This window comes from Paenibacillus helianthi (assembly GCF_001909055.1).
GTDB lineage: Bacteria > Bacillota > Bacilli > Paenibacillales > Paenibacillaceae > Paenibacillus_AQ > Paenibacillus_AQ helianthi.
The window spans coordinates 12,388-35,832 of the sequence record NZ_LVWI01000103.1 but is presented as its reverse complement, the minus strand read 5'-3'; the positions used below and the strand labels follow the sequence as shown (position 1 = coordinate 35,832).

25 protein-coding genes and 2 riboswitches are annotated in these 23,445 nt (G+C 47.5%); of the genes, 2 read left to right on the top strand and 23 right to left on the bottom strand.

Going from position 1 to position 23,445, the window contains the following annotated elements:
- Positions 1-13: 13 nt before the first annotated feature.
- The 3 genes from pstA to A3844_RS30100 form a co-directional block, all read right to left on the bottom strand.
- Positions 14-910 (bottom strand): phosphate ABC transporter permease PstA, encoded by an 897-nt coding sequence (pstA, locus tag A3844_RS30110; RefSeq protein WP_074100573.1) that lies wholly within the window; start codon positions 908-910, stop codon positions 14-16.
- Entirely contained in the window at positions 907-1,809 is a 903-nt protein-coding gene (gene pstC, locus A3844_RS30105; protein WP_143186154.1) for a phosphate ABC transporter permease subunit PstC, read from the bottom strand. The genes pstA and pstC overlap by 4 nt, the downstream gene beginning before the upstream one ends.
- Positions 1,810-1,908: 99 nt before the next feature.
- Positions 1,909-2,877, bottom strand: a complete 969-nt coding sequence (locus A3844_RS30100) for a phosphate ABC transporter substrate-binding protein (RefSeq protein WP_074100574.1) — start codon at positions 2,875-2,877, stop codon at positions 1,909-1,911.
- A gap of 319 nt (positions 2,878-3,196) precedes the next feature.
- On the opposite strand from A3844_RS30100, the gene A3844_RS30095 reads away from it, so the two are divergent.
- The gene (locus A3844_RS30095) at positions 3,197-4,096 is read left to right on the top strand and encodes a LysR family transcriptional regulator (RefSeq protein WP_074109414.1); all 900 of its coding nucleotides are present in this window, start codon (positions 3,197-3,199) and stop codon (positions 4,094-4,096) included.
- A gap of 75 nt (positions 4,097-4,171) precedes the next feature.
- On the opposite strand, the gene A3844_RS30090 is transcribed toward A3844_RS30095, so the two are convergent.
- The 10 genes from A3844_RS30090 to A3844_RS30045 all read right to left on the bottom strand — a co-directional run bounded on the left by A3844_RS30090 (position 4,172) and on the right by A3844_RS30045 (position 12,376).
- A complete protein-coding gene (locus A3844_RS30090) occupies positions 4,172-5,023 on the bottom strand; it encodes a class I SAM-dependent methyltransferase (RefSeq protein ID WP_083607098.1) in 852 nt (283 codons plus the stop codon).
- 34 nt (positions 5,024-5,057) lie between these two features.
- A complete protein-coding gene (locus A3844_RS30085) occupies positions 5,058-5,972 on the bottom strand; it encodes a DMT family transporter (RefSeq protein WP_208619474.1) in 915 nt (304 codons plus the stop codon).
- Positions 5,973-6,147: 175 nt separating this feature from the next.
- Entirely contained in the window at positions 6,148-7,284 is a 1,137-nt protein-coding gene (locus A3844_RS30080; protein ID WP_074084467.1) for a zinc-dependent alcohol dehydrogenase, read from the bottom strand.
- A 90-nt stretch (positions 7,285-7,374) separates the two neighbouring features.
- A complete protein-coding gene (locus A3844_RS30075) occupies positions 7,375-8,193 on the bottom strand; it encodes a VanW family protein (protein ID WP_244169895.1) in 819 nt (272 codons plus the stop codon).
- On the bottom strand, positions 8,193-8,720 hold the full coding sequence (locus A3844_RS30070) for a cysteine hydrolase family protein (protein ID WP_074100576.1): 528 nt from the start codon (positions 8,718-8,720) through the stop codon (positions 8,193-8,195). Before A3844_RS30070 ends, A3844_RS30075 begins: the two co-directional genes overlap by 1 nt.
- A gap of 177 nt (positions 8,721-8,897) precedes the next feature.
- Positions 8,898-9,620: a 7-carboxy-7-deazaguanine synthase QueE gene (queE, locus tag A3844_RS30065; RefSeq protein WP_178381934.1), complete on the bottom strand. Its 723-nt coding sequence runs from the start codon at positions 9,618-9,620 to the stop codon at positions 8,898-8,900.
- On the bottom strand, positions 9,613-10,095 hold the full coding sequence (locus A3844_RS30060) for a 6-pyruvoyl trahydropterin synthase family protein (protein WP_074100577.1): 483 nt from the start codon (positions 10,093-10,095) through the stop codon (positions 9,613-9,615). The genes queE and A3844_RS30060 overlap by 8 nt, the downstream gene beginning before the upstream one ends.
- Entirely contained in the window at positions 10,095-10,757 is a 663-nt protein-coding gene (gene queC, locus A3844_RS30055) for a 7-cyano-7-deazaguanine synthase QueC (protein ID WP_074109413.1), read from the bottom strand. Before queC ends, A3844_RS30060 begins: the two co-directional genes overlap by 1 nt.
- Positions 10,758-10,785: 28 nt before the next feature.
- The gene (gene queF, locus A3844_RS30050) at positions 10,786-11,286 is read right to left on the bottom strand and encodes a preQ(1) synthase (RefSeq protein ID WP_074084472.1); all 501 of its coding nucleotides are present in this window, start codon (positions 11,284-11,286) and stop codon (positions 10,786-10,788) included.
- Between the two features lie 230 nt (positions 11,287-11,516).
- A riboswitch (PreQ1 riboswitch) is annotated at positions 11,517-11,560 on the bottom strand.
- 78 nt (positions 11,561-11,638) lie between these two features.
- Entirely contained in the window at positions 11,639-12,376 is a 738-nt protein-coding gene (locus A3844_RS30045) for a ZIP family metal transporter (protein ID WP_074084473.1), read from the bottom strand.
- A 248-nt stretch (positions 12,377-12,624) separates the two neighbouring features.
- On the opposite strand from A3844_RS30045, the gene ymzB reads away from it, so the two are divergent.
- On the top strand, positions 12,625-12,960 hold the full coding sequence (ymzB, locus tag A3844_RS30040) for a protein YmzB (protein ID WP_074109412.1): 336 nt from the start codon (positions 12,625-12,627) through the stop codon (positions 12,958-12,960).
- A gap of 75 nt (positions 12,961-13,035) precedes the next feature.
- Here ymzB and murB read toward each other — a convergent pair whose 3' ends face one another.
- The 10 genes from murB to A3844_RS32960 form a co-directional block, all read right to left on the bottom strand.
- Entirely contained in the window at positions 13,036-13,947 is a 912-nt protein-coding gene (gene murB / locus A3844_RS30035) for a UDP-N-acetylmuramate dehydrogenase (protein ID WP_074109411.1), read from the bottom strand.
- Positions 13,948-14,183: 236 nt separating this feature from the next.
- On the bottom strand, positions 14,184-14,984 hold the full coding sequence (locus tag A3844_RS30030) for an ABC transporter ATP-binding protein (RefSeq protein ID WP_074100707.1): 801 nt from the start codon (positions 14,982-14,984) through the stop codon (positions 14,184-14,186).
- Between the two features lie 464 nt (positions 14,985-15,448).
- Positions 15,449-17,266: an APC family permease gene (locus A3844_RS30025; RefSeq protein WP_074109410.1), complete on the bottom strand. Its 1,818-nt coding sequence runs from the start codon at positions 17,264-17,266 to the stop codon at positions 15,449-15,451.
- A 126-nt stretch (positions 17,267-17,392) separates the two neighbouring features.
- A riboswitch (cyclic di-AMP (ydaO/yuaA leader) is annotated at positions 17,393-17,552 on the bottom strand.
- A gap of 228 nt (positions 17,553-17,780) precedes the next feature.
- Positions 17,781-18,212, bottom strand: a complete 432-nt coding sequence (locus A3844_RS30020; RefSeq protein WP_074100705.1) for a disulfide oxidoreductase — start codon at positions 18,210-18,212, stop codon at positions 17,781-17,783.
- Positions 18,212-18,967, bottom strand: coding sequence for a DsbA family protein (locus tag A3844_RS30015; protein ID WP_083607097.1), 756 nt, complete (start codon positions 18,965-18,967; stop codon positions 18,212-18,214). The genes A3844_RS30020 and A3844_RS30015 overlap by 1 nt, the downstream gene beginning before the upstream one ends.
- A 380-nt stretch (positions 18,968-19,347) precedes the next feature.
- Positions 19,348-20,664, bottom strand: a complete 1,317-nt coding sequence (locus A3844_RS30010) for a hemolysin family protein (protein WP_074084479.1) — start codon at positions 20,662-20,664, stop codon at positions 19,348-19,350.
- A 397-nt stretch (positions 20,665-21,061) separates the two neighbouring features.
- Positions 21,062-21,460: a spore coat protein GerQ gene (gerQ, locus tag A3844_RS30005; RefSeq protein WP_244169899.1), complete on the bottom strand. Its 399-nt coding sequence runs from the start codon at positions 21,458-21,460 to the stop codon at positions 21,062-21,064.
- A gap of 424 nt (positions 21,461-21,884) precedes the next feature.
- Positions 21,885-22,307, bottom strand: a complete 423-nt coding sequence (locus A3844_RS30000; RefSeq protein ID WP_074084481.1) for a cell wall hydrolase — start codon at positions 22,305-22,307, stop codon at positions 21,885-21,887.
- A gap of 349 nt (positions 22,308-22,656) precedes the next feature.
- On the bottom strand, positions 22,657-23,046 hold the full coding sequence (locus A3844_RS29995; RefSeq protein ID WP_074100561.1) for a DUF2500 domain-containing protein: 390 nt from the start codon (positions 23,044-23,046) through the stop codon (positions 22,657-22,659).
- Positions 23,047-23,258: 212 nt separating this feature from the next.
- Positions 23,259-23,435, bottom strand: a complete 177-nt coding sequence (locus A3844_RS32960) for a hypothetical protein (RefSeq protein ID WP_167374778.1) — start codon at positions 23,433-23,435, stop codon at positions 23,259-23,261.
- Positions 23,436-23,445: the final 10 nt, after the last annotated feature.

Here is a 23,445-nt window from a genome sequence, read left to right as displayed (position 1 = left end):
CGTATACTTGCTGCTAGCTCATTCTTTTTGAAGCCGTAAGCTTGCGGTATATCAAACGGCCGAAGTAACGGGCAGCCAGATTGAAAATAAGTACCGTAATTACAAGCACTGCCGAAGCTCCCGCTGCGATCTGTATGGCATCCGGGGCTAAGCCTTCACTGTTAACTTTCCAGATGTGTACTGCCAGCGTTTCTGCCGGACGGAAAGGGTTCAGCGGCGAAGTTGCGCTAGCCGGATTCCAGTTGGTGAAATCCAGACGAGGGCTGCTCATGCCTGCCGTGAACATCAGCGCAGCCGCTTCCCCAAAGACACGTCCCGCCGACAGAATGGTTCCGGTGATAATGGTCGGCAACGCGACTGGAAGCAGCACAGTAGTTACAATCTTCCACTTGGACAACCCAAGGGCAAAGCCTGCCTCCTTCTGCTGCTTCGGCACTGTGCGGAAGGCCTGTTCCGTAATCCGCACCATCAGCGGCAGGTTGAAGAAGGTAAGCGCCAGAGCACCTGAGACCAGGGAGAACCCGAGGTTAAAGGTGTTAACGATTAGCAGGAGACCGAACAACCCGACAACGATCGAAGGAAACGAAGACAATACCTCCACGATCAGACGGATGAAGTTGGTCAGCTTGCCTGGGCGGGCATATTCCGCCATGAAGATCCCGGCACCCAGGCCTAGCGGAACCGTAATGATTAGGGTCAAGACCAGCAGGTAGATGGAGTTGAACAACTGTGGCCCGACGCCTCCGCCTGCGCGAATCTTTTGCGGTGCAGAGGTTAGGAAATCCCAGCTGATATGGTTAAGGCCCCGGATCAGAATGTACCCCAATAGTCCTACCAGGATGGCTACAATAAGTAATGCGAAAAAAACGATAAGTGCTGTGGCAATTTTGTCTGCGGTTCTCGGCTTCAAATTTTATTTCTCCTTTCGAGCATTCTTACGAGGAGGACAAAGACAAAAGTCATCAGCATAAGAACCAGCGCCATACTCCACAGCGCGTTATTTTGCGGTGAGCCCATCGTCGTGTTGCCCATGCTCAGTGTAATCACACTGGTCAGGGTCGATGCCGATTCAAAGAGCGACCGTGGAACGAAAGGCGCATTCCCAATAACCATTTGCACAGCCAGAGCTTCTCCGAATGCACGAGCCATCCCCAGCACCACACCTGTCATAATCGCAGGGAACGTAGTCGGGAGAATCACACGGGCTATGGTCTGCCACCGGGTGGCACCGAGCGCAAAAGAGGATTCTTTCAGATTTTGCGGCAATGAAGCCAGCGCGTCTGCAGCCACGCTTGTAATGGTCGGCAGGATCATGACCGACAGGACAAGCGCGCCTGCAGCAACCCCGATGCCCTGACCAGGGAACGTATTACGCAGAAAAGGAACAATGACGCTAAGACCGACGAAGCCGTACACGACTGATGGAATACCGGACAACAGCTCGATTACCGGCTGCAGCAGCTTTTTGCCCCAGCCTGGCACAATTTCTGTCATGAACAGTGCAGCACAGATACTTAGAGGACTTGCAATCAGTGCAGCAATCAGCGTAACCAGGAAGGAACCGGCGATAAAAGGAAAAGCTCCATATGAAGGCGTGTCTGCTTCAGGCGACCATTTAGTGCCAAACAGAAATTCAGATACTTTTACATCTCCACTGGTGAATGTGGATATTCCTTTGGATGCTACAAAATATACCATCGATATAATGATGACTATCAATAGCAGTACACAGAAGGACATATACGCCCGTCCAATAAAATCTTCTATATGATGTTTTTCAATCTTTGTTTTCTTTGGTTTTGCCCTCAAGATGCTCCCTCTTTCTAAAGTGAAAAGAGAGGCAGAAGAATTCCGCCTCTAATCACTTGAAGTTCTAATGGATGATACACTTGAATGTTTTGTTGTGAATTACTTAGTAGTTACTTTACCCGCAACATCACGGGAAACCTGCATTTTCACAGCTGGAATATAACCCAGTTCCACTACATCACCATTCTCGTTCTGCACTTCGTCAGACACCATGTAATCGAGGAATGCTTTTACTACCTCAGTTGGTTCGCCGTTAGTGTACATGTGCTCATAAGCCCATACCGGATATTTACCAGTGATTACATTGTCAACAGATGGCTCAACACCATCATATTTTAATGTCTTGACTGAATCATCGAGGTAAGACAGAGCCAGGTAACCAATCGCTCCTGGTGTTTCTCCGATCATTTTCTTAACCGTACCGGAAGAATCTTCCTGAATAGATCCTTGAAGATCTTCTGTTTTGGTTCCAAGTGCGAAGTTTTCAAAAGTAGCACGTGTTCCGGAGCTGCTTGGACGGTTGATGATCTGAATCTTTTGGTCTGCACCGCCAACTTCTTTCCAGTTCGTTACTTTACCTGTGAAAATATCTACAAGCTGCTGCTTGGTTAAAGTATCTACACCTGCATCCTTATGAGTTACTGCTGCGATGGCTACAACCGCTACCTGATGGTCCACAAGCGCTTTTGCTTTTTCAGCATCGGCATCCTTCAGTTTTTCTTGTGCGAATACATCGGAGTTACCGATATCCACTTGCTTCTCAGCAACTTGAGTAAGACCTGTTCCGCTTCCTCCGCCTTGTACCTGAATATCAACGCCTTTATTGGTTTTCATGAACTTCTCAGCTACCTGTTCAACCAGCGGTTGCAATGCTGTAGAGCCTGAAGCCAGAATAGATCCGCTCAAATCTGTACCGCTGCTCGTTTCTGTAGGTGCATTAGTGGCAGCTGCGTTTTTCCCGCCATTATTGGTTGCTGCATTGTTTCCACCGTTGTTGTTGCCGCATGCCGAAAGTGCTACTACACTTGTTAATGCCAAAGCCATGACCCACGTTTTTCTGAATTGCATTTTTTTGTCTCCTCCTGAGTGTTTTGTATAGCCTCTGCTGCCGTGAATGAACAATAGACATGTCCACCGGATCAACATCCGCTATGTTTTGTGAGTATCTGCTGCTGGTTATCTGCTTCATACAAAACTCACCTTTGGAAGCATCAGACTGTGTTCGTGTCACATCTGACTCTTCCTATTCTAGAGCCCGTTCGTCAGGGAAAAGTATTAAGTATGTAAAGCGAAGGATAAAAAACATAATAGTAATTGTATATCACTATAGATATAATCTATATTAAGAATAAAATCCTTTAATGAATCCCTATTTTTGTGGAGGTACATGGTGAATATTGTTAAGCTTCAAATCGTAGTCCTGATTGAAAAATATAAAAAAGTAACCGATGTGGCTGCCGAAATGGGCTTAAAACAGCCCACCGTTTCCTTTCATATGAAAAGCCTGGAAAGCGAGCTGGGCACCCCACTTTTTCAATACCGCAGCGGACGGGTGCTGCTTACCGATGCGGGACGTACGCTGTATCAGTATGCATCGCGGATTGTCGCACTTGCAGCTGAAGCTGAACGAAGCCTCAAGCAATACTCCTCTCTCTCTTCCGGTCATCTCGAAATCGAAGCAAGCTATGTGCCAGGTACTTATCTTCTGCCTAATTTGGCATCGCAATTCATCCGCCAGCACTCCGGCTTGGATATTTCGCTGTCCGTGCAGCCGGATACTGTCATTCGCGAGCGATTGCGGGGCAGGGAAATCCAGCTTGCTGTTCTGCATACCTATGACGGGCAGGACAGCTCCTTTACAACCCGCACGATTGCCCGCAATGAGGCTGTTATTGCGTTTGCTGCAGGACATCCGTTTGCGGACATCCCGAATATTTCGCCTGATCAGCTTGTCCTGGAGCCATGGATTCAGCATGAGACAGGTTCTTTTCTGCAGGGGATTACGGATGAATGGGCTGAGCGGAATGGTGTGAAGGTGTGGGGACATGCTGTAGTGAATTCACCCGAGGCAATGAAAGGAATGATTCGTAACGGAGGAGGTGTGGGGCTATGCTCAAAGACCGGAATTGAGGCTGAACTCGCTGCGGGAGTCTTAAGCTGCATACCGCTGCCAGGTGTACAGCCCGAGCATGGTGATTTCGCACTGGCATGGCGGAAAGATTATACCCTTACCCCTTTACAACTTGCGTTTGCAGAATTGGCAGCGGGTATTGCAGAAGAGGAATAATTCAAAAAAAAGTATAGCCCCTTGAGGACACTGTTTACAGCGTCAAGGGCTATACTTGTTGGTTTATGAAGACTACTACATTTTTTCCGCCACTAGTGCGAAGGTCTTAGGAATTCCTGCATCAAAAACGTCAGAAGATAAATTGGGCTCTTCGGCTAATTCCCGGATGATCAGCCCGCTTCTGGCTGCTGCTGTCACGATCTCACCCAATGTCCAGCGCCGCCAGTATACAACACTGTGTTTCTCTTCTCCCGAAGGTACTCCGGATGAAGGCAGATACTTGGAGTAAGATATCTTCTTTTCCTCCAATGAAGTGTCAAAATAATCGCCGCTCACCTTGTGCTTACGGATCTTGGCCGTTGATCCCTTGGAGGAAATCAGTTTCGTCGTAACGGGATGGAAATCACGCAGCACGAACCGGCCACCGGGTGACAACAGCCTGCATACAGTATCCATAAATGGGGCCAGATCCGTAAAGTAATGTACTATTCCCATTTCAGCAAAGACGATATGATACGAACTATCCAGTAGTTCTTCCGGCAGCTTCAACACATCCGATACGATGTATTGAAGTTGAACGCCCGCTGCTTCGGCCAGTTCGCCAGCATAACGGGCGTTGGCTTCCGAGAAATCGGCCACACTCACATTTGCTCCCATGAGTCCGAGTGCTACGGCTTTCATGCCGTTAGAACCCATGAGATTTAGTACTTTCTTATCCCGAAACTCGCCTAGGTAGCTCAGCAGAGGGTACAGCTTGGCAGCAGGATCTTTCATGAGCTTCGCCGCAGCTTCAGCAGGAGTGCCGAAACGGGCGGTCCAGGCGGAGTAGGTATCCTCATTCCACAGCTCTTCACTGGAAGGAACTACGCCTTGTCTTTCTTCCGGTTCGTTAGGTTTTGGTTTTGGAAATTGTTCATGTTCATTCATGGATAGAAACCCCTTTATCTCTATTAATAATCTATTAGGATGCGCTCGGAAGTGCTTCCTTTACCTTCACCGCTTTTTTGCGTCCTGCATATAAGTATACAGCGAGTCCACTCATTACCAATACTCCACCGCTCCATTGCAGCCCTGTCAGTTGTTCACCCAGGAGTAAGAAGGCCAGAATGCTCGCCCCCACTGGTTCACCCAGAATGTTCATCGATACTGTAGTTGCTGAAGCATACTGCAACAGCCAATTGAACAGAATATGCCCGAATACGGTGGGAACCACAGCCAGCAGAACAAAGATTCCCCACTCCCGCGGGGGATAATCAAAGAATGGAATGCCAGAGAGCAAATTATATACGCAAAATACTGCTGCCGCCGAAATAAAAACGATCAGGCTGTAAAGATAGGATGGCATTCGGGCCACAAGCTTCTGTCCAATCAGTAAATGGCCGGCAACCGCAACAGTCCCCCCGATGGATAGCAGGTCACCTGTGAGGTTGTCCGCAGAGAGGCCAATATCTCCCCAGCCGATAAAGACCACACCGATTATGGCGATGCCCAGACCCAATATAGCGGAAGAGGTACTTTTTTCCTTATACAGTATGTAGGCTCCCAGCATAATAAATACAGGCTCCAGCGCCATAATCATGGTTGAACTGGCCACAGAGGTATACTTCAACGAACCCATCCAGAGTAAAAAGTGCAAGGCCAGCATAACGCCAGAGATTCCCAGCATGAGCCAATCCTTACGGCGCAGCGCAAATGCCGCCCCGCTGTACGGCCTGGCAAAAGGCAACATCAAAAGCGAGGTGAAGAGCAGCCGGTACATACCTTGAACGGATGCTGGAGCATCCGACCATTTGATGAAGATTGAAGAAAACGAGATGGCCACAATTCCAATTAGCATCAGAAGCGGGACAGGAACGGGTGGCTTTTTTGAATTCAACGGATGGCTTCCTTTCAGGTTAGATATAACTCACTATGTTAATTTATCGCAGAATGAAGAAAATTGCAGCCATTTTCACAATAAATAAGCAAATAAAAAAGCATGAACTCCGCTTCCTGGAAGAAGTCCATGCCTGTATTTATGAAGATCCTTATCCGGATGCTTACGTTCCATACTAAGGCTTAAGCACAACCTTGATGCAATCCTCTTCCTTCTCATTGAAGACCTTGTACGCATGTTCTGCTCTGCTGATCGGCAGCCTGTGCGTAATGATATCCGTTGGATCAAATACATTTTCTTTAATCATTGAATATAAAGCGGGCATGTAGTGAATAACCGGAGCCTGTCCCATCTTAAGTGTAATATTGCGCTCAAACAGATGTCCCAGCGGGAACATATTATAGTTAAGCCCATACACACCGACCAACTGGATCGTTCCGAACTTACGCACGACCTCTGCTGCAATCCTGAAAGCTCCAAGCGAGCCCCCTTGCAGCATCAGTGTGGTTTCCACCTTTTCCACCACTGTTTTTTTGGCATCGAGACCGACGCAATCAATAACTACATCTGCTCCACCGCGGGTAATTTCTTTTAAATGTGACTCAATGTCCTTCACTTTCTCAAAATTGAAAATCTCCACATTATTGGTCTGCTTGGCATGGTGGAGACGATACGGAACATGATCTACGGCAATCACCCGGGATGCCCCTTTGATCCACGCGAACTTTTGAGTCAACAGCCCAACCGGCCCACAGCCCAGAACAATGACCGTATCTCCCCGTTTGACGCCGGCGTTCTCAACACCCCACCAGGCTGTCGGCACGATATCTGAGAGAAACATCAGCTTCTCATCATCCATCTCTGCATCCTCAGGCACAACAAACGGGCCAAAATTGCCATAGGGTACACGGAGTAGCTCAGCCTGACCGCCGGCAAACCCGCCATACGTATCTGAATAGCCCAGATAACCACCTGTATCCTTGGCATCGTTGGCATGATCACATTGGCTCTCCATTTCATGACGACAGAAGTAGCACTGGCCACAGGCTACGTTAAACGGAACAATGACACGGTCGCCCTTCTTCACCTTGGTGACCTCCGGACCCACGTCCTCCACGATTCCCATCGGTTCATGCCCAATAATGTAATCGTCATGCATACCAGGGATTTCTCCATTATAGATGTGGAGGTCCGAGCCGCAGATGGCTGTAGAGGTTATACGGACGATGATGTCATCTTTTTTCTCAAGCTTGGCATCAGCAACTTCTTTGACAGCTACTTTCTTCTTGCCTTGATAGGTTACTGCGATCATGTATGACCACTCCTTCGGATGAAGAGATATGAACCAGCAGGCTATAATTCCTGCAAGCCATACTATGTTATGCCCCCAAATCCTTCAGGTTTATCCATGCAAGAGCGGGGAATACATCATCAGTGCAACATTCTCGGCAACCGCTTCATCGGCCACCAACTCGCCTTCAGGCGTCATTACCTTGCGCCGGATGCGGTTTCTGCGGATGTAACCTCCCCACGGTTCCAGACTGATCACATGCTCCGCTTCGTATACTTCATACGTATAGAGTGGTTCGGCATCACAGCGCCATTCCCCATATAAGTGAGTGTCATCCAGCCACAGTCTAAGCTGATAAGTTTCTTCGGTCGGGTTCAGGAGCTGCAGATCCAGATAGTTATAAGCACAGGTCGCCCCGCTGCCAAAAGGCTGAGTGCGTTGTTCATCCGGAAATACATCGTAGCTGTGGCGGTGACGTTCCGTAACACAAAGCGGCGTATGCAGAGTCATCCAGTAGATGAGATTGGACAACTGGCACAAGCCGCCCCCGGTTCCGGAACGAAATCCGCCGTAATACAGAACCATCCCATCAAGGTACCCTTTCCGCCGGGTCGGCTTTCCGATGTTCTGCCAATAAGAAAATGTCTCACCGGGGCGTATTATCAGACCATTTAGCTTCGAGACAGCAAGCTTCAGGTTTGTTATCTTGTTATACTGGAGCTGCATATCAACATTCCGCAGACTGCGCAGCAGCGGTGTTGCATGACTGGCGGAACGAAAATGAAGGTCTTCTGCAAGATGCACCTTGGCTCTCTTCTTCCTTTGTATTACCCATTGCCCGTATCTTTTCCAGGTAAAATACTGTTTTCCGGCAAAAAGTCTCAGGGGGGAACGCCGGATTGGCTTCATGGCTGCTTTGGCGGTATCCATTAGAATTCCACCACTTGTTCCTTAAGAAGTTTGGCAAATCTCCCTCCAATGACAGAATTGTGATGCTTTACAATTTCGCCCCCGCTTAAGCTTTCATTGTCAAAGGTAGTATGCGCATCCTCAACCAGCACACTGGAGTATCCCATGCTGAATGCCCGTCGGGTGGTGGTATCCAGACAGAACTCGCTTTGCATACCGCAGATCACCAGGTTGGTAATGCCTAGTTCCTGAAGCTTATCATGCAGATTTGTCCGGTGAAAGGCATCCCAGGTAGGCTTCTCGACAATCAACTCACCTTCCAGCGGGGTGACATGTCGGCTGATCTGCCAGGTGGGAGTCCCCTTAGTGTATTCTTGATCTTCTGTGTGCTGAATATATACAACCGGAACGCCTGCTGCCCGTGCTTTATGCAGGAGGGAGACGATTCTGCCCGTCACTTTCTCCTCCTCATACAGCTTCATGTCTGGATAAGAATACATTGCTTCTTGAACATCGATGATAACTAACGCAGTAGAATCATTTGCCATTGGATAATCTCTCCTCATTCATATAATAATAACGAGCCCTATATCTACGCTAAAAATTATACCAGAACAGGAAATGATACGGCTTCATTTTTGTAACAGTTGCTTCCAACTTGCGAATATCCAAAAAAAAACGGACCTCTGCAGTGCAGAAGTCCGGCTGATTATCCAGTTTATAAATTATTTTCCCCGTTTATTATGCCAAATGAGTGCGTGCAGCTGCGGGAGCACCCTCGCCTTATTCATCTCAGAATCAGCGATGACCAGATTGAACAGCCATTCCAGCCGTCCCAGCAGACGGGCCGAAATGTCTCCCTCTTCCGTAACATCATCATTGCCAGGCTGCAGGAAAATCGGGACCTCCGGATAGCGGGTGTGGATGCTTTTCGCATATTGGTAATCCTCATCATTAAACACTACAACCTTCAGACTGTAGGCAGACTTGCCTTGGGTCTTCAGTTTGTTCATAATGCCATCAAGCATCTTCCAATCGGTCTTCATCCCTGAGCTTGGCGGCTTAGGGCTAATGGTAAGCACATCCACATCGTAGAACCAGTCCTGCCATCTGCTGCCCTGCGTTTCAATGGCTGCCTGAATCCCGCGCTCGTGAAGCAAATCGATGAATGTGCCCACTCCTTCACCAATCAGTGCAGGGTTACCCCCGGAGATGGTCACACAATCAAAATTATCCCCGGCAAGAAGCGTGAGCTCATCCATAATCTCCTCAGGCAAAAGCATCTTTACTTTATCCTTGGCCGATCCGTCCCAGGTAAAAGCGGAATCACACCAGCTACAGCGGTAGTCGCAGCCGTAGGTGCGGACGAACATGGTTTTGACACCAATTACCGCACCTTCACCCTGGATCGTTGGACCAAACATCTCAATTACCGGCAGCTTACTCACAGTCACAGCCCCCATACAGGCGGTAGGATGGCCCCTCATCAGGAATATCCGCTGCCAGCACTTCCGCCCAGGAAGTTGGAGTCTCCCACAGCTTAACGGAATACAGCGGGAGTGAGGCCTGCTTCAGACGGTAGGCAATATATGCCGACATGTTTTCCACCGTGGTACGGAACGACAGCAGTGCCACCTTTGAACCTGTGTTTACCAGTGTCTCCAATACAGGCTCATTCCCCATAGCCAGAAAAGCGTGATCCAGATGGTCCAGAAGACTCTCCTGCACCGTTGCCTTGATGTCGCTGAAATCAATGACAAACCCTTCGTCAGAGTGTCCCTCTCCTACCAGCGGCTTGCCCTTCAGTACGACCTCCAGCTTGTAGGTATGGCCGTGCAGGTTGCTGCACTTCCCTTTGTGGCCTACCAATTGATGAGCGGAGTCAAAAGTAAAGATTTTGCATACAGATACTTCGCCCATCATCAGGATACGACCTCATTTCGTTCCGCTTCATATTGGTCCAAGCCACGTTTCCGCAACAGACAAGCCGGGCAGGTGCCGCATCCGCTGCCAATAATTCCGTTATAGCAGGTTAGCGTATGCTCACGAACGTAGTCAAAATATCCGAGCTCGTCGGCCAGCTTCCAGGTTTCTTTTTTATCCAGCCACATCAGCGGCGTATGAATGACGAACTCGTAATCCATGGATAGATTAAGAGTGACATTCAGTGATTTCACAAATACATCCCGGCAGTCCGGGTATCCGCTGAAATCGGTCTGGCATACCCCCGTAATGATGTTGGCATACCCAAGCTGTTTGGCAAGAATCGCTGCAAAAGACAGGAACAGAAGATTACGCCCATCCACGAATGTACTCGGCAATTCCTCCCCTTCACCGGCGGCAATCTCTATATTATCCCGGGTCAGCGCGTTAGGCGCCAGCTGATTCAGCAGGCCCAAATCGAGAATATGCTGCTTCACATTGAATTTCTCGGCTATTTCCTTGGCGACCTCAATCTCCGCAGCGTGGCGCTGATTATAATTGAAGGTCACCACTTGAACCTCTTCGAACTGCCGCAATGCCCACATCAGGCAGGTTGTGCTGTCCTGGCCGCCACTGAATACGACTAAAGCTTTTTTGTTCATCGGTTATTCTCCTCTCACTTGCCCCGGTTTAACGGTTGTCCACTTTCTCTGGATACAGGTCATGATTGATCAGCCGGTGCTCGGCCATCGCTTCATATTTGGTTCCCGGACGCCCCCAGTTGCAGTAAGGATCAATGGAAATCCCGCCACGCGGGGTGAACTTACCCCAGACTTCGATATATTGCGGCTTCATCAGGGAGATCAGATCATTCATAATGATGTTTACACAGTCTTCATGGAAATCCCCATGATTACGGAAGCTGAACAGATAGAGCTTAAGTGACTTGGACTCCACCATTTTTTGCTCCGGAATGTACGAAATGTACATGGCGCCGAAATCCGGCTGGCCGGTCACGGGACACAGGCTCGTAAACTCAGGACAATTGAATTTCACAAAATAATCGCGGTCGGGGTGCTTGTTGTCAAACACCTCCAGAATGTCCGGATCATACCCGAATTTATAGGTTGTTCCTTGATTGCCCAGCAGGGTAACCTCCTGCATTTCCTCTTTCAATCTGCCTTCTGACATGACAAAAAAACCCCTCTCTTTTCCTCCGGCAGTTCACCGGAACTGGAAAGAAGAACGAGTTTCGAAAACCTGGCTCTACTAAGAAGAAACGCCTCCCACCCAATTCGAACGGATGTATAATGCTGACTGACAGGCGCTGTCTTTTTGCGCACAGCATAACAGGAAGAGAAGTACAGGCGGCTGCCTACACTTTTCCTGGACCCCTTATTTCCGGGATGATTTATGCCAAAACGGTCTTAGTTTTTTATAGAGGGAGTTTGCGAACCTCTCCTGTGCTCAAGGCCCAGAATTCTTCTTTATGATATTACTGGCGAATTGAACTATACCATGCCGGGCGGTGGGTTGACAACCCTCACAGATGATCCAAAATCAGTGAACAGAGCATCCCCATCGCGGCAACAAGTCCGGTCAGCGGTCCGCCTTCCTCATAGGCTTCGGGCATCATGCTGGAGGATACCATAGAGATAATTCCTCCCCCGGCAAAAGAGGCGATCAGCGCAGTCGTAGATCCGCTGGCATGATCCATGAACAAGTATCCTGCACCCGATGCGATGGTGGATATCACAAGAACGCCGAGCCATAATAAGACGATCTTACCCCTACTGTAATTGTCCTGCTTAAGCCCTGACGTACTGGACAAGCCTTCAGGAATATTGCTGATGAAGATAGCAACAACCAGCAGCATGCTGACCCCTTGACCGGAGATCAGACTGGCACCGATCATAATCGATTCCGGAATAGCATCCAGCACTGTTCCCGCAAAAATAGCCATACCACCTCCCTGCGCCTTCGTATTGCTGCTGTCTCTGACGGATCGTTTACGTCCTGCACCGCCTTTGTGCGAGATATACCAGTCAAATAGTGTAAACACCACTGCACCGGCTGTGAATCCGATAATGGCCGGGATAAGCCCCCCTTCATTGGCCGAATCATCCAGCAGTTCATACGCCGCCGCACCAATGAGTACCCCCGTACCGAAAGCCATAATGAATCCAATCAACTTGTTCGGGATCGGCAGATATAACGCCAGCAGCGCTCCAAGTAGCACAGCAGAGCCGGAAATGGCCCCCCATAACAGAGCACTCCACAATAGATTCACCTTCCTTAACTAAAATAGCTCAGATATAAATAGAAGTGCCTGATAGTAATTTACACTAGAAAAGAATATTACAATCATCTGCAGGTTCGGCAGTGATTTTATTAATGTCATGAATTATTAAAGTAATTAAACTATATTCCATTATCCAACTAAAAGCAGTATTCAGAAGACTGGATTCAATTTCGAAGAAAAGGGTAACTTAATTTCTATAATCTTCTTGATAAGGATGGGATCAACTGATGGATCAAAGTGTACAGAAATTAATGGATTGGCTGACCGCCCAAGGGGGCGAAACCCTGGTGATTGACAAACAGGAGATGAAAGACCTGGACACTGTCCACTTCAATCTGGCAACCGTGGATTATCGTGATGCCGAAGATGTTATTGATGAATATCTGGACAGTGCACTGATTCTGCGGGGCACAGGCAACACATTGAACAGGGATGGCAAGCTTGTACCACTGCCCCAGCTGAATTACGAGATTGCTGTCAGCGGGCTTCAACTGGATACAGTTCATGACGGTCAGGTTGAACTGCGGACAGATAGAGCCAAATATTCCATCTCCAAAAGCTGAATACACTCATTCTCAGGCAACAATGCTCCATACAAAAAAACAGGACGCGGTATATGAACTGCGTCCTGTAATATGTTACTCTTCTCCAATAATCTTAACTTCCGTCTCCAGCTCTATTCCGAATTTATCCTTAACCGCAGACTGAACATGATGAATCAAACCAATATAATCCTTGGCCGTGGCATGATTGGTATTCACAATGAATCCAGCATGCTTGCGCGACACTTCGGCTCCCCCGATTCTTATTCCCTGAAGTCCGCTCTCTTGAATCAACTGTCCGGCGAACCTTCCTGGAGGGCGCTTGAAGACACTTCCGCATGATGGGTATTCCAGCGGCTGCTTAGATTCACGCTGGTGCGTCAAATCATCCATGGCCGCCTTGATACTCACAGGATCACCTGGCTGCAATGCAAATCGGGCCTCCAGCACGATGAATTCGCCGCTGGCAAAGACACTTTTGCGGTAACCCCATTCCAGTTCGTCACCTTGGAGTGTCACTAGCCGTCCCGCTTTGCTGATGACAAGTGCACTTTGCAGCACATCCTTGACCTCTCCGCCGTAGGCACCAGCATTCATATATAGAGCTCCGCCTACAGTTCCCGGGATTCCGCAGGCGAACTCTAGGCCTGTAAGTTTCTTCTCTAAGGCAAATCTGGATACTTCGATGATCTTTGCACCGCACTGGGCATAGAGCAGATTGTCCCTTAGTCCCATTTCGGTTAAGTCAGCTGTCTGCAGGACAATCCCGCGGATCCCACCGTCACGGATAATGACATTCGATCCATTACCCAGAACGGTCAACGGGATTTCATTTACACGGGCATATGTAACAATGGACTGAAGTTCCTCGTACGTCGCAGGTGCTGCCAGGATATCAGCCTGACCTCCCATACGTGTGAACACATAACTCTCCAGCGTCTCACGCTGCTTCACCATGCCCGTCGGAACCAGCTGCTGCAGATCCTCATATATTTTGCTGATATTCATGTTCTTTGCTCCTTTGACTCTATAAAAATAATGTCCCTTGATTCACTATAAGAGCGAGCCCCGTTATTTATATGCAATTAAGGAAGGTGGGATTTAACCAGGGCAACCACAACTTTAACAACGAACAGGCTCCCTTGTCAATGACGGGAGCCTGTGGCCAGCTGCATATATAATCATTATGAGTTACATTTCACGTTTATAACCTCACCTTGTGCGAAGGCTGGTTCTTAAGGAATTCACACCGCTTTGTATGCTGCCAATTCATAAGGCAGACAGAGTGGCACTCCTGTCCGTGGATCAGGGACAATATCCGCTTCAATCCCGAATACTTCACGCAGTACAGTTGGCGTCATTACCTCAGCCGGTGCCCCTTCACTAATCACATTCCCGGATTTGATTGCTACCATATGCTGGGCATAACGGGAGGCATGATTCAGATCATGCACCACCATAATTATGGTGCGCCCTTCTTCCTGATTAAGCTTCTGCAGCAGTTGTAGAACCTCCAGCTGGTGAGCCATATCAAGAAAAGTCGTCGGCTCGTCCAGAAAAAGAATATCGGTCTGCTGCGCCAGAGCCATTGCAATCCAGGCCCGCTGGCGTTGTCCTCCGGATAGACGGTCAATTGGGCGGTCGTGGAACTCTTCCATACCCGTTACCGAGATCGCATTTGCGATAATGCTGCGGTCCTCAGAAGTAAGCGTACCGAAGCCCTTCTGATGTGGATAACGCCCATAGCTCACCAGCTCAGATACCGTAAGTCCGTCTGGTGCAGTGGGATTCTGCGGCAGGATCGCCAGTTGCCGGGCTACTTCTTTGGTAGACAGGTTATGAATCGACTTGCCGTCCAACATCACGCTGCCGCTCTTAGGCTTCATGATACGTGCCATCGTCTTGAGAATGGTAGATTTCCCTGAGCCGTTTGCCCCTACTAGCGCAGTGATTTTCCCTGTTGGAAGAGACAGGTTCAGTCCTTTGACAATCAATGCCTCCGCATACCCAATACTTAACTGATCAGTGTTCAATCGATCCGACATTATCTTCACTCCCTAAAGTTTTATGGTTTCACAGGGATCTCTTCTCTCAGGTAGAGCAAATTAGCACCGTAGATTTATAAAATCCTGTATATGTAGAATCTAATTGCTTCAGAGGGTTGTATATCTTCGCCGCGCCTCATTAAATGATATTGATTCTCATTCTCTATGTCAATAAAAATATTTTCTTTTTGCAGTACCCGTTCTTCTTCACAGATGCTCTGTTAAGTTTTCCAGAGAAATTTCCCATGTCTCACTGCAATACTCTACTTTATGAATACTAGTATAAGATGCCGGAAATGCCTTCCTGCTTTTGTTCGTCCATTCTAATCCTTTCAGAATATGATAGATTATGAAATAGATTGCCATAAAAATCTCCCCTTGAACTGTTCTGATTATTCCTAATAATACCATGAAAAAAGGCAGCTCCCGAAGTATCCGGAAACTGCCGTGCTATGAAATACATCTTATTTGTGCAAATGATAAGGCACTGTTGCTACTACGATATCTTTTTGATTCATCAGATAAGAACGGATGAACAAGCTGGTCTGATTATGCAGAACCGCCTGCCACCAATGCTTGGTAACGAACTGTGGAATAAGTACTGTAATATGATCGGTTGAAGCGGTCTTCCACTCGACTGTTTCAATAAATTTGACCAGTGGGCGCAGAATGCTGCGGTAGCGGGAACGTAGAACAATCAAGCGCACTCCCGGATTCCATTCCTCCCACTTTTGTTCCATTTTGTTAATTTCTTCTTCATCGAACCCAACATAGACGGCCACCACATTATCCGTTAAGGACTTGGCATAGCTGATCGAATGCAGTACGGCTCGTGTCACACCCGAGACAGGAACAACCACGGTGCTTCCTTTGATGCAGGGCTTATCCGTTGCCGGACAAATACGCAGCTGATCGGCGGTATTGAGGTAATGGTAGTGTATACGGTGGAATACGAACATTACAACGGGCAGGAAGATAAAAGCCATCCAGACACTGGAGAACTTCGTAATAATGAAGATCAGAGTAATCGTCAGAGTAGTTAGCATCCCCACCGTATTCACGGTAAATTTATTCTGCCAGCCTTTAGGTTTGGTTTTATACCAGTGCACCATCATCCCAAGCTGGGACAGCGTAAACGGAATAAATACACCCACCGCGTACAAAGGAATCAGACTTTCTGTATTTCCATGAAAAGCAGCCACAAGCAGGGCTGATAATACACCTAGAAAGATAATACCATTTGAGAAGCCCAGGCGGTCACCGCGGACCATAAATGCATGGGGCAAGTACTTGTCTTTGGCGAACATAAACGCCAGCAGCGGGAAAGCGGAATAAGCTGTATTGGCCGCCAGGAACAGAATTACAGCAGTAATCCCTTGTATGAAAAAGTACAAACCGCCACGTCCAAAAGTAGATTCAGCAATTTGGGATACAACCGTGGCTTTGGTATCCGGTGTAATTCCGTACCAGTAGGCAAGCAGTGTGATTCCGGTAAACATACTTCCCAGGATAATTCCCATCAACATCAAAGTCTTGGCTGCATTTTTCTCCGCAGGCGCCTTGAAGTTTGGAATGGCGTTCGATACAGCCTCTACCCCTGTCAGAGCTGAACAGCCGGAGCTGAAAGCCTTAAGCAGTAAAAACAAACTGACATTCGATACCGCTGCCCCAATCTCAGGGACATTAGCATGGGCTCCGCCAGTAGCATATTTGAATACCCCTGCAATGATCAACACGAAGATCGATACCACGAATAAATACACGGGAATTGCAATGAAAGATGCAGATTCCGTAACGCCCCGCAGATTGACAATAGTCAAGAGCAGAATAACGGTTACGGCGATTAACACACTATGATTATGAAGATTTGGAAAAGCGGATGTGATCGCATCCGTACCCGCTGATGCACTAACCGCTACGGTCAGAATATAATCTACCAGGAGCGATCCGCCAGCAAGGAGTCCGGTAGGAACCCCGAGGTTGCTCTTGGCTACGATATACGCGCCTCCGCCCTGCGGATAAGCAAAGATGGTCTGACGATAGGATAAAATCAAAATAGCCAGCAAGCCCAATACGGCTAATGCGATTGGCAATGAGTACCAGATGGCTGTGAAGCCTGCGGCCACCAGTACAATCAGGATTTGTTCCGTTCCGTAGGCTACAGACGATAGCGCATCAGAAGACAGGACAGCCAGTGCTTTCACCTTGGATAACTTTTCATGATCTAGTTCGTTCGACTTCATCGGACGCCCGATCAATAGTCGTTTTACCTTGCTTACCATTGTAATAACAGTTCCTCTCTTTGCTTACGTTGAAACGGTAATACCGTGCGCTGTTTTCATTGGTGGATTTCATAAATGCAGGCACAAAAATAAGCATACGGAAATGATCCGCATGCTTACGCATCGTCATTATCCCACCATTGCTTACGAGGTTAGCTGGCGGATTCGGGCTGTGGTAGCCCTACGGTTGCAGCCCTTCCGGACCGTTCCCGATTCACCCCTTTGGCGCTTAGGCCAATGTTGGTTCCCCCGTTTTTCCATACGGAAAATTCAGCGCATATTCAACTTCTCACAAGGTCTAATGATAGTCTACAATACGTCTTCCGTAAAGCGGTGAAAAAAATGAAAAAAGAATGAAAAAACATCCAATTTACGCAAAACCAAGATGAGAGATAACGCGATCTTTCATTCTCTGCGATTATCCCGTCATCACGTGTTTTTTCAGGGTTTTGAACCTCATTTGTGTCTGAAATTTCAGGAATGATTTGTGCTCTAAATTCTGCAGTGGCTTCAGCTACTCTACTGTGTCCTCTTTACGTCCGGTCCAGAGCAAAATCGTGATAAGAGCAAAGGCGATCAGCGCAAGCAGTGGAATCGTAATGAACCCGAAAAAATTCAAATAATCTTTATTGCAGGGCACGCCAATTGTACACGGGAGCACCTTGCTAAGTGCGGGAATCTTCTGCTCAGCATAATGATAAATAGAAATACTGCCCCCAATAAGACTTAATGGAAGTACATAGGGAATAATTTTTTTGTCATTCCGGTATGTAGCTACTCCCAGGAGAATCAGCTGCGGATACATGAAGATACGCTGGAACCAGCATAGCTTGCAAGGCTCATATTTCAGCACTTCACTTAGATATAAGCTTCCCGCTACTGCAATAACAGATACAAACCAGGCCAGATAGAGACAGTGGCGTCTGCAGAACATAGAGAACTTCATCACTCGGCCTTCACTGCTTCGGACGCGGACTTAATCTGTGCCTTAATGGCTTCCATTTTGAAAGGCTCATCTACTTTGTGTCCATTGATAAATACAGTAGGCGTTGAAGTTACTCCTGAATCCTTGGCAAGACTGATATCACGTTGCAGCTCACTCTCATAGGTCTTCTCCTTGATATCCTTACGCAACAGATCCAGATCGATTGGCAGCTTTTGTTTCTCAGCCAGATTCACCAGGAATTCCTCTGTAGCCCATTCTGCTTTTTCATCCCCTTGATTGGCATAAATCGCATCGTAATACGTCCAAAAAGCTTCACTGTTCTGATGGTATACAGACAGGGCTGCCAGGGAGGCTGTCTCGGAATCCGGACCGATAAAGGCCATATTTACGAAGTATATAGCAGCCTTATTCTGATTCACATATTCCTGAGCCAGCTGTGGCTTGATGACACCTGCAAAATTGGAGCACGCCGGACATTTGAAATCACCGAATTCAACGATTTTAACGGGTGCATCTGCTTTACCTAGTCTTGGCAGTTCACTGTAATTGAAGTCAACCGCTTTGCCTGAACCTGCATTTGAAGATGAATCCTTCGACGCAAGTATAAAAAGAAGGGTGAAAATAATCACTACAATGGCTACTGTGCTAATAATCAGAATTCTCGTTTTCTGCTTCTGCTGTTCCTGCTCTGCCCTGCGTTTCTCCGCTTTACTCATTTGGGGAACCATGACACTGTTTTTTTTAGATTTGTTCAAATGAGAGTTCCTTTCTGTCCCGGCGGGACTGTTGAAATGATGGTATTTCCTTTAAAATTATATAATTAAAACTCTCACATTGGCAAACCTTCATTCATACCACCTCAGACTTCTCATTACGTTCTTATTTTCCTAACGCCCCGAAGTTCTTTGTTGATGAGAAGGCTCCATTCGCCGTAAAGGGATCCTGAGGCTGAAAACACTCCCCCGCCTCTGGCGTTATCCGACCATATGCGGGAAGCATCCACAGGAGAGTCATTTTCAATTCATTATGACTTGCAGTAACCTGCTCCACATCCCTATTCCAAGGGATTTTTTATACAAAAAAAGACACAGCGCCTTTCTTGACGCCATGTCATGGATCAACTTCTATGATTTGATCAAGCCCCAGCCTCTTCAGCCAAAAACTCGACTTTCATTACTTTAATACGGGATATCCGTTTGTTGTCTGTTTCTTCTACCGCAAATAAATGACTATCAAATTCGAATGTCTGGCCTTTTTGCGGCGGGTTTACTTCAAGCTTGGAATACAACCAGCCGCCGATGGTATCATAATCATCCGTTTCCATGTTCAACCCCAGCCGGTCGTTGATCTCTTCAATCAGCATCAAACCGTCAATGGAGAATTCGTTCTCTCCCAGCTTCTCTACCCCAGGGCGCTCCTCGTCAAATTCATCCTGAATTTCACCAACGATCTCCTCCATGATATCTTCAAGCGTAACCATGCCGGAGGTGCCGCCGTATTCATCGATCAGAATAGCGATTTGCGTCTTCGCACGCTGCATTACTTTGAGCAGTGCACTAATCTGAATCGATTCTGGAACGGTAAGAATGGGACGAATCAGTTCATTGTATTTGGGTGCATTGTCCCGGATCAGATCCTTGATATGAATAAAGCCCAGAATGTGGTCCTTATCACCGTCGCAGACCGGATATCTTGTACGCATCCCGTCAAAGGCAATCTCCATATTTTCTTCAACCGTCAGATTATTGTTCAGACAGATCATTTCTGTACGCGGAATCATAATTTCGCGAGCCATCGTATCGGCAAACTCGAAGATATTATCCACCAAGGTCATTTCTGTATTATCGATCAGTCCACTCTTGTTGCTCTCCTGCATTAGGATGCGGATTTCTTCCTCCGTATGTGCTGTAGCCAGCTCCGAGGCAGGCGATAAGCGGAAAATCCGCAGCAGACCGCTGGCCAGACCTTTAACGATCCAGATGAAAGGATACATGATCCGGTAAAAAACATTCATCGCACCTGCGGTTAGCAGAAGTACCGCTTCAGCTTTGTTCACTGCAATTGTCTTGGGAGCAAGTTCTCCGAGTACAATATGCAGAACCGTGATGAACATAAAAGCAATAATCAGCGAAATCACATACACTGAAGTTTCGCCAAATCCTAGGCTTGTTACAATGGGTCCCACAATCGTGGCGATCGCCGGTTCTCCCAGCCAACCAAGTGCCAGAGAAGCAAGAGTAATGCCAAGCTGACAGGCGGACAGATAACCATCCAGATTGTGTACGATATTACTTGCTGCCACTGCCTGTTTGCTGCCTTCCTCCATCAGGGAATCTATGCGTCCGCTTCTTACCTTCACCATCGCATATTCAACCGAAACAAAAAAGCCATTTAACAGAACCAGCAATATAATAAGACCTACATGTAATATACCGGGTAAAGGGTCGCTCAATTTATACTCCTATCCACCGTCTCCACGATTCAGGCGGATAGGCCCACCTCCTTCGTTTGTTCAAAATGTCGGCTATTGCAGCAACAACAGTTCCTTTCTGAATCAATTTCCCAATGCATTCATCTCCTGACTGGAATCACGAATATATATATATACACATTATTATAATATTACTTTGCGTATAAAAACAGGTGCGAACAAGTGTAAAAATATCATCCTTGTTTGCGCTGTATCAATAATAGTAATTCCGTGAAAGAATGATCCTTCTTCTACCTTAGGTTAAATCTTAAATACCCCTTCCGTCAACCTCAGTACACCGGAATGCTAAGAAACGGCAACCGCCCTTTGTAAAGGCGTGTTGCCGTTTCCCTGTTAAACTAGGATATGCGTATTGTCGTTAACGATAGTTGCGTGTAGTCGGAGGATTGCCAATCGTACCGGGGTATTGATATACAAGCGGCTCATCAAAGGTAGCATAATCGAAGTTCACCATCAGCAGCACAATGCGCTGTCCGGTGGTTTTGTCGCTGATAATAATGTGGTCACGGCCTGCAGCTTCCAGAACACCAGTATAGACCTTGGCGTTCCAATCTTTGTTATTCTCGTATGTGAAGTAAAAGGTGCCGACTTTGCCTAGATTCAGCCGGAAAATGTTTTCGATGTATGATTGCTCATAGACTGGAGCGGTAGTCGATACTACGTTGCCGGTTGGAGTCATTGGGCTGCCGCTGGTGACTTGAGGGGGCGGTCCGCTCATCGTACCCATAGTGCCCATAGTACCACCCATAGTGCCCATAGTGCCAGTACCCATGGTGCCCATAGTACCAGTACCCATAGTACCCATAGTGCCCATTTTTCCCATTCCCATTGGGCTCATGCTATGCATGCCGTTCATATTATTCATGTTGCCTACATTGCTCATGTTGTTCATATTGTTCATGTTGTTCATGTTGTTCATGTTGTTCATGTTGTTCATTGCACCAGAGGGATTGCTGCCAATCGTATAAGTAACGGGGCGGTAAGGTTGAACGATCATCTTTAAAAAACCTCCTAGTTATTGTTGGTGTGCAGGCTGATTCGGACAGCCTAAGGTAAGCTGAAGCTCGTTCTCAAGCTAACGGTCACTCAGAGAAACACTACCTGGAGTAGAACCAGATTTGGGCAGCGGAAGCGAAGCACCGAAATTCCCGGCTGCATCCGCATCCGCCGACCTGAACGGTTTAGTATACTGCAGGACAGTCCTCGCTTGTGGGAGTGTAAAAGCAATGTGCTTTATACCGGCCGGTATTCTGCTGGTTGAACCAGGTCGCCGGGCAGTCTCCGACGGGACGGAAAAACCAGAGGGCGTTAGATGCCGGCCTGGTTCGTTCACCACCGATAGCACGTCTGGCGAGACGGATATCGGACTCCCTGGCCCGCTGGTAGAAATATCCTTTCTGAGGAGCTTCGAAGCCACCTGGACTCTGAAAGACCATGTCATTCACATTGCGGATGTTTTTGAAATCCAGACAGTTGCCTAGTATCCGGTTGACGCCAACATTGCCGACCATTAGCATGCCAGAATCTCCATCCTCCTCGGCTTCTGCCCGCATCAACCGTGCAAGTACCCTTACATCCCCCGAGTTTGCTTTAATTACGGCCACTCTTTCTCCTCCTTAGCCTACACTTTCTCAACTGCTCGCTGTATTGTATGTGCATTCGCCTAAGAGGTGACTGCTGCGCCCAATTTTCTCCCTGTTCCTGTTCTCAGAATCCATTCGATTTTGGCTCACAGATCATTTTACGTGTTATTCCGCCGTCAATCACAAGCTAAGCACCTGTGACAAAATTGTTATCCGCTGTAGTCAGATACAGGCTGCAGATATTTCATGTTCTGATTACACTCATAGGTAGTTAAATTTCACATCATACAAATATCCCCTTGTTCCTCGAACCGGAAACAAGGGGAATCTATAGTATACGCCGCGATTCTGTAAACAACTTACATTTTCCCTATTCTGCTGTTGAGTAATGGGGCTGCCGTTGAAATCCCTGGTATCTTGTACCCTGATAAGTCAGAATACCCCTGTCTCCCTCCGCACTCATGCCGTATTCATTGCCGTCTACCTTGAATTCCATCCGCACGCCATTCTCCAGCTCATAGGTCAAATAATAGGTGGTGTTCGTCCGGCTGTTATTGTTGTCATCCTGCAGCTGTTGCCGGAGTTCACTGCGTTTGCTGACGATACGGGCAGGGATGGTCAATAGGGGCGAGCTGTTATTCCGGCTCCACACAAGCAGCCCCCTGCCTGCAGAAACAGCGACAATGCCAATCACCACAGCAAGAAAGATCGGTATTACCGTCCCCGTAAGATCAAACATCCAAGCCGGATCCGGGCCCATTCCCATGACTTAATCCCCCTTATTCCCCATGTTCTCCTGTTCCCTGCCAGGATACAGGCACTTCTGTACATGTATATGCCCCAGGTATTCCATACAGCATTACAAAAACATTATTTTCGATGATCTATAATTGCAGGCAAGGCAAAAAGACCACTCAGCTCTCTTTTCAGAGATAAAAGTGGTCTTCATTAACGTTGATCCGGCAACTTCGATTAAGCGTGTACGAGATCCAATAATTGCTTAGTTTCATCTGTTTCTTCAGGAAGCATTCCATTGTCTGCCCAGCAAGCTTTGCATTGTTCTTCTGTTTCACACAGGTGTGCATCATCACAGTTGTAGCACAGTTGCAGAAGGTTTCTGGTTACAAAATCCGTTTCGAAAGTTTTCATTTTAATCTCT

What these genes read in the sequence shown, in the direction of transcription:
- A3844_RS30100 (WP_074100574.1), bottom strand. Translation starts at nt 2,877, where the DNA reads ATGCAATTCAGAAAAACGTGGGTCATGGCTTTGGCATTAACAAGTGTA.
- A3844_RS30095 (WP_074109414.1), top strand. Translation starts at nt 3,197, where the DNA reads ATGGTGAATATTGTTAAGCTTCAAATCGTAGTCCTGATTGAAAAATAT.
- A3844_RS30090 (WP_083607098.1), bottom strand. Translation starts at nt 5,023, where the DNA reads ATGAATGAACATGAACAATTTCCAAAACCAAAACCTAACGAACCGGAA.
- A3844_RS30080 (WP_074084467.1), bottom strand. Translation starts at nt 7,284, where the DNA reads ATGATCGCAGTAACCTATCAAGGCAAGAAGAAAGTAGCTGTCAAAGAA.
- A3844_RS30075 (WP_244169895.1), bottom strand. Translation starts at nt 8,193, where the DNA reads ATGGATACCGCCAAAGCAGCCATGAAGCCAATCCGGCGTTCCCCCCTG.
- A3844_RS30070 (WP_074100576.1), bottom strand. Translation starts at nt 8,720, where the DNA reads ATGGCAAATGATTCTACTGCGTTAGTTATCATCGATGTTCAAGAAGCA.
- A3844_RS30060 (WP_074100577.1), bottom strand. Translation starts at nt 10,095, where the DNA reads ATGATGGGCGAAGTATCTGTATGCAAAATCTTTACTTTTGACTCCGCT.
- queC (WP_074109413.1), bottom strand. Translation starts at nt 10,757, where the DNA reads ATGAACAAAAAAGCTTTAGTCGTATTCAGTGGCGGCCAGGACAGCACA.
- queF (WP_074084472.1), bottom strand. Translation starts at nt 11,286, where the DNA reads ATGTCAGAAGGCAGATTGAAAGAGGAAATGCAGGAGGTTACCCTGCTG.
- ymzB (WP_074109412.1), top strand. Translation starts at nt 12,625, where the DNA reads ATGGATCAAAGTGTACAGAAATTAATGGATTGGCTGACCGCCCAAGGG.
- murB (WP_074109411.1), bottom strand. Translation starts at nt 13,947, where the DNA reads ATGAATATCAGCAAAATATATGAGGATCTGCAGCAGCTGGTTCCGACG.
- A3844_RS30030 (WP_074100707.1), bottom strand. Translation starts at nt 14,984, where the DNA reads ATGTCGGATCGATTGAACACTGATCAGTTAAGTATTGGGTATGCGGAG.
- A3844_RS30025 (WP_074109410.1), bottom strand. Translation starts at nt 17,266, where the DNA reads ATGGTAAGCAAGGTAAAACGACTATTGATCGGGCGTCCGATGAAGTCG.
- A3844_RS30020 (WP_074100705.1), bottom strand. Translation starts at nt 18,212, where the DNA reads ATGAAGTTCTCTATGTTCTGCAGACGCCACTGTCTCTATCTGGCCTGG.
- gerQ (WP_244169899.1), bottom strand. Translation starts at nt 21,460, where the DNA reads ATGGGCACTATGGGTGGTACTATGGGCACTATGGGTACGATGAGCGGA.
- A3844_RS29995 (WP_074100561.1), bottom strand. Translation starts at nt 23,046, where the DNA reads ATGGGCCCGGATCCGGCTTGGATGTTTGATCTTACGGGGACGGTAATA.
- A3844_RS32960 (WP_167374778.1), bottom strand. Translation starts at nt 23,435, where the DNA reads ATGAAAACTTTCGAAACGGATTTTGTAACCAGAAACCTTCTGCAACTG.